We start from the raw sequence: 12,600 nt of genomic DNA on the forward strand, positions 1-12,600 counted from the left end.
ACTCCAACCGATCACTTTCTCTTCAAAGCGGATCAGTTATCCACTCCAACCGATCACTTTCTCTTCAAAGCGGATCAGTTATCCACTCCAACCGATCACTTTCTCTTCAAAGCGGATCAGTTATCCACTCCAACCGACACTTCTTCACCGAAGAGAAACGGGTTTTTACCCTGACATTTCACTATTATCCATCAAAAAAGCTGCCCTTGATAAAGGACAGCTCCAAAATACTATTTAAATAACTCAGGGTAAACTGCTTTTGCTATTAACTCAACAGCTTCGCCAATACGCGGACCCGGACGGTTTGAAATATCAGTGTCTATAGAATACACCGCTTTATTTTGAATGGCAGTGATTGAATTCCATCCATCACGAGAGAGGATTTCTGCCGTTGGGTTTTCCCCATAGTTTACGGTTGTTAAAATGACATCTGGATTTTTTGCAATAATATCTTCCTCAGATACCTTTGCCCAACTTTTGAGGTCAGCAAAAACGTTCTTAACATTTGCAGCATCTAAAATCTCTTGTTGGAATGTACCAGAACCAGGTGTATATATGTCTGGCTTCGGACTAATTTCTAAATAGATATTTTTTGGTTCTTTCACATCTTTAACTTTTGCTTGGACTTCTGCAATTTTACCTTTAATATCATCATTTAACTTGTCGCCTTTATCTTTGATTCCCATAACTGTTGCGATTTGTTGGATATCCCCGTACACATCATCAAATGTTTTAGCCGATTGAATGGCAAACACTTTAATACCTGCATCTTCGAGACCTTTTAAGGCATTTAAATTTTCTTCATCGCCTCCAGTTGTATAGGCAATAACGACATCTGGCTTTAACGCTAAAATACGCTCACTATTGAATTTTACAGAATCAGAAACACGTTCAATTTTTTGCGCTTCTTCCGGATACGTATCATATTCAGTTGCACCAACGATTTTATCCCCCACACCTAGAGCAAATAAAATTTCTGTATTACTTGGTTGCAATGAAACAATAGTTTTAGGTGCGGCAGCAAACTCTACTTCTACGCCACGGTCATCCTTAACTTTATATCTAGTTTTCTCAACTTGTTGATCTTCCTTAGAAATAGTCTCTTTATTAATATCCTCTTTCGCGCCACAGCCAACTAAAACGAGTGCTAACATTAACACAGAAAGCCATTGTAGCTTAAACATTTTCTTCATTTCATTGATTCTCCTTTTTCTTTTTCATCGGGTATGACTTACTAATAAACGGTATTTCAGCAATACCAGCCTGCTGATTCATAAAGACAGCCATTACAAAAAAGACATTGGCTAGTAATCCTAAATAATCAAAGAGAATAGCAGGTACTTCCCGTTCTTCAGATACTTTGTGCAAAACGCGATATGATTTTTTCGCCTCACTACGGCATAAATGTAATGCAGTAGCAGCCTCTGTCCCTTGAGGTAATACAAAGTTTTGTATTTCATCCTTAACATGACTAACATAGAAATCATAGCGATTACTTAGCCAAGTCAAATTATCTTCAGTTACCGCCAATTTACCTCGTACTGAGCCATTTACATGGTAAGCCATTGGTAAAATGGCTAGTAAATCATCTACTACTACCTCTACCGTTTCCTTTTTTACCGCCACCAAAGCGACGCCAATATGTGTTGTAAGGCTATCTGTTCGAATTTCAAAATCTACCGTTGATGCCTTTTCACGCATAAATGGATAACAAGAATAACGTGCATCTTTTTTCAAATCTAAGTCCCCGCTTTCCTTCGTGAAAAATTCTTACTTTATTCACACCTTCTTAGGATTCCAGCAGGTGAAAGATAAGTGTACATAAAAAAACGTTGTTCCCACTCCTAAGGAAACAACGAAAATAACATAATAATGTCGTATAGACACAACATAGCCTATGTAATTGCCGCATATTCTCCTAGCTTCCGAAGAGTTATCATACGTTCAAACAAAGGTCGGTCTCCTGGCTTGTACAGTTCACTACATTCAATCATGTTGTTAGTCATAAAAACCTTCCCATCAGATAATTCGACAGTGGTATATCTTTATGATTCCTGTACTTACAGTTGCGGAAACAGCTTCGGTTTTTCACCGAATTCCCGATTATGCTATAGTTTAGCACCCTTATTCTGCAAGAATTATTCACTTGTTTAGCAGTTTAACATAGATTAATAGGAAAAAATAGCTGTGGAATTAGAATAAACAAATACGATGGATAAAGATCATGCAGGTATCACCTTATGCACGCGGGTGTATTCGTTACCCCACGGGCATTTCACATGCTCGTGCAGGTATTTGTTATATTTCATAGATTGATGTTATAAAAGCTATCTCTCAACGAAAGCATGCGCAAAAAAAACAGCTATTTTACATCTTTTAACGGATGGCATTCTTATATTTCTTTTTGCATTTAACATCTTCTTCTTCTTCAATTAAACGTCGAGCAATCTCTAGTAGTTTTGGGTCATTCGTTGCATCGAATAGCTTTTTAAAAGATACAATAATATCATAGCGTATCAATGTCGGGTGCTTTTCGTCTAAGCATATTTGAAATCTTTTCGCCAAATATGACACGACTAAATCTCTTTGTACCTGCCCTGCTAAACCTATTCTCCAAATCGCCTGCAAAGTATGCCTCGAAGTTTCTGTTTTTTCATCATACGTTACTGCCCAAATCTTTAAGAAGTCCTCTAATACTCTTTCTTCGGGATCACTTTTTGCTGCCAATGCGCATAAAAATTGTGCAGCACTTGCACGTACATGTCCATTTTTGTATGTAAGAGCTTGAACAAGTTGTTCCCAAACTGAATATGTCCAATCAACTGGTTCTTGCATAATTTTCATTAATTCTTCGTATGATTTGTATTGAATATCAAGGTCACGCTCTGTTAAATTACTAAAAAGTTGCAAAATCTCTTTTTCCATGATTCATCCCTACCTTTATTGTTTCAGAACGTAAAAATGGTAAACTTGTAAGTATTGTATTAATTTCTATCATTCGTTACTTTACTACTACGAAACTAAAGTCACAAACACTTTTAATTTCAAAGTAAGGTACCTAATTATTATATTTCAAAATTATCAGAAATGAGTATCAATATGCAAGGAAACATTTCTTTCGGCTATAAAAGACACATTTTACATGTTAGCTTTATAATCGGAATTAGCCTTCTATGAATCCAAGCGAAATACGCTATAACGATGGCAATCATTATATGGATAATTGATGCTATACCTTACATCGGCTCTATTTTCATTTTAGTAACTGGTAATATGGTAGTAAATATATCTACTTATGTAAATAAATTCATCCTAGATGTTATTTTACTCATTATTCATCGACTAGTCGAGCCTAAATTAATGGATCACTATATCAGGGATGATAGGTTTACTCGCAAAATCTTGAATACCGTCAAATATTAAAAAAGGTCATCTTTGTAATTTTTTTTACAAAGATGACCTTTTCGCTATTTAAATCGTCTATATAATAGTAGGGCTTATTGAATACGACCGAAGCCTACTAAATATTGATTCCACCAATCAAGTGATTCAATGACAACACCTTTATTTTGAGCATCGATCATCGTGTTATTTCCTAAGTAAATACCTACATGCGCTATGCCTGAACCATAGCTGAAGAATACTAGGTCACCTACACGTGCTTCACTTGCTGAAATACGTTGTGTTGCTAAATATTGTTGTGATGCTGTACGTGGTAAAGATACGCCTGCTTGTTTGTAAGACCATTGCACAAGACCTGAACAGTCAAATCCTGTTGATGGGTTACTGCCGCCCCAAACATAGCTACGGCCTAAGAATTGCTTTGCAGTTGAAATTGCATCACCTGAAGATGCAGTACCTGAACCAGAACCAACAACGACTTTTTGTAGTGATTTTTCATTGTTCGCTTTGCCACTATTGTTAGTGTTGCTAGTATTACTGTTACTATTATTATTGTTACTAGTATTATTGTTAACGTCGTTATTTGTTGCTTGTACTACTGGAGTAGCTGCTTGAAGTGCACGTAAACGAGCTGCTTCTTCCTCTGCTGCTTTACGTTCTGCTTCTAAACGTTCTTCTTCTTGTTTCGTTGCAATTTGTGCCTTTAAAGCTAGAGATTTCGCTTCATTCTCAGCTTTTTTTACTTCCATTTCGCTTTCCTTTTGTTGAAGCTCTTGGAATTGTTTTTGAAGCTCTTTTTGTTTTTCATCTAATGTTGTTTTTTGTTTCTCTAAATTAGCCTTATCCGCTTCTTGTTGATCTACTAATTCTTGGTCAGCATCCATTAATGTTTTTACCGCTACGACACGGTCCATTAAATCTGCAAAGCTTTTCGATTCAAGAACAGCACTTAAATATATACCTACAGTGTTATCTTGAGCTTGGTATGCAGCCATACGTTCACTTAAAATTGTTGAACGTTGCTCAATACGTTTTTTAGTATCTACAATATTTGCATCAACTTCTTTAATATCTGCTTGTACTTTGTTAAATACTTTTACTTTTTCATCGATCTCTTTTTGTAAATTAGTTAATTCTTCTTGTAGCTTTTTAACCTCTGTATCTATTTTAGCTTTCTTATCAATCATTTGTTGAGATGTTTCTTCTGCGTGCACTACGGTTGGTTGAACTGTATTAAATAATAAGCCGCCAGCTAGTGCTAATGCTAGCACCATCGACTTACGCCATTTATTGCGCTTACCCACGTTATTCTTCCCCTTCACTAGTCAATTTCGCTCTTCGTATTTTAATGTAATCACTGGAACGATTTCTTTTATTTTCTCTTATATATTTATTAGCCTTTTAAAGTTTAGCATTATTAGCATAACTTTTATACTATTTCACGGCTTTTTAATCGTTTAGTAAAACTCGCAACATTCTTGTAATATTCACGTAAATTCTATTAAACTCTACAAAACTACATTTTATTCTACATAACAACGTTTTTAACTGCTTTACCATTAGACCCAATTTCTGTTTTGTAATGTTTTTGTAATATTTCTCGAGAACATTTACCCATTATGCCTCTGCATAATTGCGTCCAGAATCGGCTAAAAGAAGTTAAAATAAAAAAAAGGTAAGGGAGCATTTCCCCTACCTCATCTTGTCGCAAATGTATTTCAATGAACAAAGATATTAATTTCCACTCCAAGTTGGCGCTTCCTATTGCCTCATAGAACGTAACGCTTGGATAGAAAGGCGTACCAAAAGAATGGCACATAAAAACAATCCCAAGTATGCAGCTGTATTTAAATAAACAGCGTATGCATCACGAATAAATTGCGAGATTGCTAAAAGTGCTACAGAAACAATGCCAAAGGTAATACCTACGAGAAGTAAGACGAAACGGGAAAACAAATTTGTAATAAAACGAGCATTATCCTCATCCGAAAAAACATCGTGATGTAAGATAATTTTTCCACTCTCTACCCGTTGAATGAGCTGGTTAACTCGTCTTGGCATTTTGCGCAATGCCGGAATAAGCATTGCTAATTCTTCTTGTAAACGTTCCTTCGTTGCCATCGGTTCTTTAAATGGCTTCAGGAAGGATGCTCGCATATATGCAGATGAAAAATCTTTTGCTTCCGTAAAAATATCAAAATTCGGGTCAATTACCCGTAAAGTCCCCTCTAATGTTACTAATGAACGCAGCGCTAAACCTACTGCTGGATAGAAAGCAAGACCAAAATCCCGAACAACCGTAAATAACGCATGTATTAATTCTTCTGTCGGAATTCGATCCACGTAAGAAATTTTCAAGAGAATTTGATCAATTGCTTGTTCTATCTTTGCACGATCTGCATGATCAGCGTTTTCAACCAATAATGTTACACCGTCAAATAAAGTATTTGAATCATTTAGATGAATCCCCATTAAAATTAGCTTTAAGCCCTCTTGTTGTGTAGCTCCCAAACGGCCAACAGCCCCAAAATCAAGGAGGATCGGTGTGCCATCCGTCTCATCAATCTGAATATTTCCTGGATGTGGATCTGCATGAAATATACCCGAAACAAGCATCTGTTCAATGAAGGAGTATAAAACAGTCCGTGCAAACTGCCTACGATTATTTCCTAATCGATTAAATTCAGCCGCAGCATTTGCAACGCTTTTCCCCCGTACATATTCCATGACAATAATATTTTCATTACAGTATTTTGTATAGATTTTAGGAATCTTCACCTTATAATCGCTTTTAGTAAGAGCATTCGTCACCTGCAATGTATTACGAGCCTCAATATCTAAATGAACTTCCTCGCGTAACCCATCGCCAAATCCTTTAGCAAGCTCTCGAAAACCAAGTGACTCAGCCCATGTAGATTTGTTTGAAAGCCAATTGGCAAATTCCTCTAAAATATCGAGATCGTCTCGCATGATTTCCTTCACGTCTGGACGTAGTAGCTTCACCACGACTTCATCAAAATTTTTCAATCGTGCCTTATGTACTTGTCCAATAGATGCTGCCGCAATAGGCTCCATTTGAAAGCTTACAAATATTTCATTCATAGGCTTCGGAAGTGAATCTTCTAAAATTTGTGATACCTGCTCTGACGATAAAGGCTTCACATTATGTTGTAGCTTCTCTAACTCGTCAATAAAAATAGGCGAAAACAGTTCCTTACGAGTAGAAAGTACCTGACCAAATTTAATAAATATCCCACCACATTGCTCCAAAGTTATCCTTAAAGCAACGGCAAGCTCCTTTTCATTTTCTCGTTGTCTTGCGTATTTAATCGTTTGAACAACACCATTTGTCACTGCTATTTTTAACACCTGACGCAAACGCTTTTGCTGTCGCCAGTAACTACGAAGGCGCAATAATAAATTTTTTTTGCCATTCCGACGATCTCTAGCTGTAATACCACTTGGATCAAAAAGCTCAAAAACGAGGTAGAGTAACATCGAAATTAGTAGCATGCAACCAATCCAAACAAGTGTACTAACCTCTGTCACTGTTTGCATCATTGGTTCGTATAAAAAATCTGTATGGCGTAAATAGGTATACCAATAAACAAAGGACGTTAGCGTCACACTAATAACTACAGAAAGAACCCTACGTATAAAATTAATATTTGAACCAATTAATCGACCACTTACAAAATAAATAAGCACTGATACAACAATGAGTTCGATTAAAAATTTCAAAAAAATCAACAGCGTCACCTCCGATGCTACTTCCTAATACTGCTAGTATAACAAAATACGACCTGTACATCTTTGTATAAAGCCAGAGAAATAGTTACTTTAATAAAGGGTGTGGTTCTATAATAGTATCTTTTTTCGGCATGAGGTCACCATCTATATCTTGAAAAAATAGAGGCAGTCCTTCCGCTAAGACAGGATGTATAACTTTCGTTGGATCTTGTCTTTGATGGTGAATATGCAAATGAGGCTCCGAGGATGAACCGCTATTTCCAACACGCCCTATGAAATCTCCAGGTTCTACAGTATCTCCAACTTCAACAGATACGCTACCTTTTTTAAAATGATTAAGTAAAAGATACGTACATGTTTCGTTTATTTTTATGTACACGTAATTTCCTTCAATCGACTTAAAATCTTCTGTCCCTGGTGTAATGTCAGCTTCATTATTTGAAACAGCAATAACAACTCCAGAAACAGGTGAGTAAATTTCTTTATTCCATATTCTGTAATCCTCATTGCTTTCACTATTAATATTATATGGTTCCATTACTAAATCGTAGGCCCATCTCTCTGATGCCCATACTGCATGAGGCAAATTATCTTTAACATCATTACCGCCCCACCCAACTACAGTTTCTGCAGTTAAAGGCCAGCTTACAGTTATAGATGGTTGAGCACGTTCAATAGTGTTCGGGTAAGCATAAGAAATAATATTCATGGTCATTAGTATTGGAAAGATTAACATTATGTTTACGACTATATTAATAAACAGCTTTACACCTTTCTGCTTTTTAATAATAAATATAATCACCATAATCAAATTAATCATCAATCCTAGCGCCCCTACGATTGGTAAAACTAATTTAAGTATTGCCCATGAATACGCTCCATATATGCCACCAATAAAAAAGACACTGATCCATAACAATAAAATAAATCCTATTAAAGCACCATTTGTGTAACCATACTTTCGCAACACTTTTTTAATAATAAACTTCCTCCTTATGTCTAAAATCCGTAATAATAATCACCATTACTAAATATAGCAATCGAAGGATAACGCGCCTATACGGCCTCAGATGTAGATTTCCATCTTTAGATAAAAAAATACCTTTAGACAAAAAATTATCTAAAGGTAAATCGAAACGTATATTATTTCTACTCGCAAGAGATGGTCCCTCATCTTAATTAGTAGAAAGTACTTGCTCCCAATTTATTGTGCCATTTTTAACTTGTTCCCGTTTTTCTTTATTCATAATATCATTAGGACGTCCGCCTTCTGGCCAATCTTTATCATGATTTGCCCATTCAGGTCGATCCTGCGATAAAATAAAGGCTGCTAAATCAGCGGCATTTTGATCTGTCAAAGTACCCTCTGCACCAACTGGCATATTATGTTTGATGTAGCCAGCCATTTTTGACATTCTCGCCATACCCGCTCCATCATTGAATGAGTTTTTACCCCATAATGCTGGGCCTGTATTAGCACCTGTACCTGAGCCATCAGCTGCGTGACAAGCAATACAAGACTGGGCATATACTTCCTCACCGTTCTTAACATCTGGTATAGGAATGTTCTTCATAGTACTTGTACCTACCCATTCACGCTCTGCCCCGATCGGTACACCTTCTGAAATATAGGCGAAGTATGAGACCATTGCTTCTAACTCTTTACTATTCATGTCAAATTTCTTACCGTTCATACTGCGAACCATACAACCGTTAATACGCTCCTCAATCGTTACAATATCACCTGAGCGTGCAATATATTGAGGATAATTCGCCATAACACCTACCAATGACGAAACTTGTTCATCATAACCCGCTCCTGCATGACAGCTTGTGCAAGACAACTGATTCCCAACATATTCTTCTGCAGCAACATGTGTATTATTTACAAGCTCATAGCCGTATAATATCGCTTCCTTCATAGGTCCATCTGGTACTTCTTCAATACTTGGCGGCGCATAGACAACTGACTGAGCAGCTGCTGTCGTTGGTATTTTTGTTTGTACAGCAACTTCTTTACTTTCTCCTTTAGCATCCCCTAAAATTTTGTCGCTAATGACCGCCCCCACAAAAAGTGTACCTACTAACAGCACTGTCCCCGCAACCCCTGCTACTATAGGTTTCATCTACAATACCCCCATTTGTATAATCACCTATATTTTAGCAAAACGATATGTTTTTCGATGTGATTTTTCTCACATTTCACGTAAATAGAACCATTTAGAGGATATAATTACAAATTCTTTTGTTCTATAACACATTAAACAAGACTTAATACCTCATACAGTATGAATTATTTCCTAATACAAAAATGCCGAGCACAGCATTGCACCCAGCATTTTAGCGTATTCTTATAATTTACATTCACCATCAGCACAAATAGCTTCACCATCACCTACCATCTTTAAAACCGGCTGAATACCCGCTATCTCCGCCGCTTGATGTAAAGTACGTACGAAAACCTCAGTTGGCTCTGCACCTTTAATACCGTAACGATTTTCAAAAACAAAGAACGGAACACTTTGTATACCTAGCTGTTGGGCATCATATCGATCTCTATCTAAAACTTCACTGAAGTCTTTTGATGCTAGTACGCCCTTTGCCATTTCAACATCTAAGTCTAAATTCCCAATGACTTTTAACAAGAACCTATCATCGTTTAGGTCTTTTCCTTCCGAAAAATAACCACTCATAAGTTCTTCCGTATAAACCGACTCTTTACCAAAATCTCTTGTCCATTTTGCCAATCGATGGGCTTTTTCAGTATGAGCTGTTTTCATATCCTCAAAATTGTAATGCAAGCCAACCTCTTCGGCCCGTATTGCTATACCCTTAGTTATTTCCTTTACTTCTTCTATCGTGGAGTCAAATTTCGCAGTCATACCCTCATATAAAGTTGGTGCATCTTTCTTAGGCGTATCTGGTCCAATTTGATATGCTTTGTATTCAATTTCTACCTGCCCTGAATAACCTGCTAAGTCAATAGCACGCTCCAATTCTCGTTTGCCAATATAGCAGAACGGACATGTAAAATCGGAAAAAACCTCAATTTTCATTTACAACTGCCTCCTATAATATATTCATCCAAATTTTGATAGCAGTTGCCAATATAAGTACTGCTAAAATAGCCTGCAAAATTTTCGTATTTAAATTTTTCCCTGCCCTTGCACCTAATGGAGCAGCTACTAGGCTAGCTATAATCATAATGACTGCAGGATAGTAATTAACTTGTCCCGTCATCAATTTTCCAATCGTTCCACCTATTGAGGATATCAAGGTAATCGCAAGGCTTGTAGCGATTGTCATACGTGTGGGTATACCTAATACTACTAGCATTATCGGTACTAACAAGAAACCACCAGCTGCCCCGACAATCCCCGATCCGATACCAACAATAAACGCTAAAACGGCTGCTATCGGTTTATTGAACGTTACCTCATCTAAAGGCTTGTCGTCAATTTGCTTCTTAGGAATAAACATCATCACCGCGGCAATCAACGCCAATACACCATAAACGATGTTAACTCCCACTTCAGATAAAAATTTAGAACCTTAACTACCAACGAAACCCCCTACTAATACGGCACCACCCATATATATAATCAGTGATTTATTTAAATAACCACCTTTTCGATATGCCCATACTCCTGCCATAGAAGCAAACAACACTTCTACTGCACTAATCCCTGACACCTCGTGTGCTGAAAATGCTGCAAAGCCAAGTAAAGGTGGGATATATAATAACATTGGATATTTAATAATTGCTCCGCCAATCCCTAGCATTCCTGATACAAACGAACCGACAAAGCCAATCAAAAATATTGTAATAATCCATGCTAAATCCATACTCTTCCTTCTTTCTGGTTACTTCACTAAGAACCAATAACAAAAGGAGGGGTGTTCTACTTTCCAATAGACAACCCCCTCCAGTCTTAAGCTTTCTGAATAAAGAATGTAATGACACCAGCGTCTTCAGATTTATCTAAAATTGTATGACCACCGGCTTTTACCCAAGCAGGGATGTCCGCTAGAGCTCCTTTATCTGTTACTTGAACCTCTAAAACTTCCCCCGAAGCTAATGTATCTATCGCTTTTTTTGTTTTCACTATAGGCATCGGACAAGATAAACCCTTTGCATCTAGTTGTAAGTTTGATTTCATATTTTTCTCCTTTGGAACGGCAAAGGTTGTAAGCGATTTTGCCGGTTCTGTTTGTTTTTTCACGACTTTACGAAGGATGAGCGCCTTCGCTTCGCGGTATTTACATGCTATAACCATGCATGCGTACTCATTGCATTTCACTTAACGGACTATCGAACTGCGCAGCGATTCGGACCAATTTCCATCTCTGTTTGCTCATCCTGCGTCGGGGTAATCTTACCCATATTTACTTGACGAATTTCTTGATATGCATTTGGCTGTGGAGGCAAATGCTTTGTTACCACGCTTCGGAATTCTGCTTCATCTGTAATATTTAAGCCGTGATTTTCGGCAAATAATTGCCCAAGATGTTTTGCTACAGTTCCATCTTCATTTAGTTCATCAATAATCATAAAATGAGCCGGTAAAACAATTAAATCATCCGATAATTCTCTGTATCGTTTGTAAAGTGTTTCGCGTAAATCACCAACCCAATCTTCTGCAAGACCCGCTAAATCAGGGCGTCCAATTGAATCAATAAATAAAATATCTCCAGTTAATAAATACTTGTTGTCCACAACAAATGACGTTGAACCAATTGTATGACCAGGAGAATAAATCGCTCCTACATCAATTTTAGAGGCGCCAACTTGTACAGTTGTTCCATCCAGTAAAGGTGTATAGTCAAACACAACCTCTTCTGCATCTTTTGGTGGTAAATAATACGCCGCACCAGTAGTAGCTGCTATATGTCGTCCACCAGAAATATGATCAGCATGCAAATGTGTATCGAACACATATTTAATTTTTACGTTTTTCTCTTCCGCAAAGCTTGTGAATGTGTCAGTAAAACGCACAGCATCGATAATCGCAGCTTCTCCCTCAGAGATGACCATATAAGAAAGGCAACCCTTCCCTAAACGTACAAATTGATAAAGCTCACCACCATCTGTTAAATCTCCAACTTTAATCGGTTCTAAATATTCACTCCACGTTTTCATTCCACCTTCTAAATAAGCCACCGTGCGTCCCGCTTCTGATAACATCTCGGCTACCATCAGAGATGACCCTTCTTTCGCACAAACGACTAACACATTCTTATCAGCTGGAATCTTCGGTAAAATATCCTCGACGCCGTCTAATAGCTCAAAATACGGAATATTAAGGTATTCAAATTTATGTCCATCAATTTTCCAATCTTCGAATGCATCCGCATTTCGAACATCTAAAATAAATAATTCTTCATTATTAATTACTTTTTTCGCTACTTGTGCTGCGCTCCATTTTAGAACTGACACTTCAGTTACCC

Annotated in this window: 10 protein-coding genes, 1 pseudogene and 1 riboswitch; all 11 genes and pseudogenes read right to left on the bottom strand. The window is 37.3% G+C overall.

The annotated features are described in order from the left end of the window. Positions 1–230 precede the first annotated feature (230 nt). Positions 231–1,193, bottom strand: coding sequence for an ABC transporter substrate-binding protein (locus ABH966_RS06955; protein WP_370077045.1), 963 nt, complete (start codon positions 1,191–1,193; stop codon positions 231–233). Position 1,194: 1 nt separating this feature from the next. After that, positions 1,195–1,737 (bottom strand): hypothetical protein, encoded by a 543-nt coding sequence (locus tag ABH966_RS06960; protein WP_370077047.1) that lies wholly within the window; start codon positions 1,735–1,737, stop codon positions 1,195–1,197. A 199-nt stretch (positions 1,738–1,936) separates the two neighbouring features. Next, positions 1,937–2,142: riboswitch (cobalamin riboswitch) on the bottom strand. Positions 2,143–2,376: 234 nt separating this feature from the next. Next, complete coding sequence (locus tag ABH966_RS06965; RefSeq protein ID WP_370077049.1) at positions 2,377–2,925, bottom strand: hypothetical protein; 549 nt, start codon at positions 2,923–2,925, stop codon at positions 2,377–2,379. A 572-nt stretch (positions 2,926–3,497) separates the two neighbouring features. After that, on the bottom strand, positions 3,498–4,706 hold the full coding sequence (locus tag ABH966_RS06970) for a C40 family peptidase (protein WP_370077051.1): 1,209 nt from the start codon (positions 4,704–4,706) through the stop codon (positions 3,498–3,500). A gap of 457 nt (positions 4,707–5,163) precedes the next feature. Further along, complete coding sequence (locus tag ABH966_RS06975; protein WP_370077053.1) at positions 5,164–7,152, bottom strand: ABC1 kinase family protein; 1,989 nt, start codon at positions 7,150–7,152, stop codon at positions 5,164–5,166. Between the two features lie 85 nt (positions 7,153–7,237). Then, a complete protein-coding gene (locus ABH966_RS06980; RefSeq protein WP_370077055.1) occupies positions 7,238–8,071 on the bottom strand; it encodes a M23 family metallopeptidase in 834 nt (277 codons plus the stop codon). 256 nt (positions 8,072–8,327) lie between these two features. Next, positions 8,328–9,278, bottom strand: a complete 951-nt coding sequence (locus ABH966_RS06985) for a c-type cytochrome (RefSeq protein ID WP_370077057.1) — start codon at positions 9,276–9,278, stop codon at positions 8,328–8,330. A gap of 225 nt (positions 9,279–9,503) precedes the next feature. Further along, entirely contained in the window at positions 9,504–10,208 is a 705-nt protein-coding gene (locus ABH966_RS06990) for a DsbA family oxidoreductase (RefSeq protein ID WP_370077059.1), read from the bottom strand. Positions 10,209–10,221: 13 nt separating this feature from the next. Then, positions 10,222–10,998: pseudogene (locus ABH966_RS06995) on the bottom strand (sulfite exporter TauE/SafE family protein). Between the two features lie 86 nt (positions 10,999–11,084). Next, positions 11,085–11,312 (bottom strand): sulfurtransferase TusA family protein, encoded by a 228-nt coding sequence (locus ABH966_RS07000; RefSeq protein ID WP_370077352.1) that lies wholly within the window; start codon positions 11,310–11,312, stop codon positions 11,085–11,087. Positions 11,313–11,461: 149 nt separating this feature from the next. Then, positions 11,462–12,589: an MBL fold metallo-hydrolase gene (locus ABH966_RS07005; protein ID WP_370077061.1), complete on the bottom strand. Its 1,128-nt coding sequence runs from the start codon at positions 12,587–12,589 to the stop codon at positions 11,462–11,464. Between the last annotated feature and the right edge of the window lie 11 nt (positions 12,590–12,600).

The sequence above is a fragment of the Lysinibacillus sp. RC46 genome (genome assembly GCF_041262385.1).
Classification (GTDB): Bacteria; Bacillota; Bacilli; order Bacillales_A; family Planococcaceae; genus Lysinibacillus.

Bases quoted from the DNA above. Each gene is read 5' to 3' on its own strand.
- ABH966_RS07000 (WP_370077352.1), bottom strand. From the start codon at position 11,312: ATGAAATCAAACTTACAACTAGATGCAAAGGGTTTATCTTGTCCGATG.
- ABH966_RS06985 (WP_370077057.1), bottom strand. From the start codon at position 9,278: ATGAAACCTATAGTAGCAGGGGTTGCGGGGACAGTGCTGTTAGTAGGT.
- ABH966_RS06990 (WP_370077059.1), bottom strand. From the start codon at position 10,208: ATGAAAATTGAGGTTTTTTCCGATTTTACATGTCCGTTCTGCTATATT.
- ABH966_RS06955 (WP_370077045.1), bottom strand. From the start codon at position 1,193: ATGAAGAAAATGTTTAAGCTACAATGGCTTTCTGTGTTAATGTTAGCA.
- ABH966_RS06965 (WP_370077049.1), bottom strand. From the start codon at position 2,925: ATGGAAAAAGAGATTTTGCAACTTTTTAGTAATTTAACAGAGCGTGAC.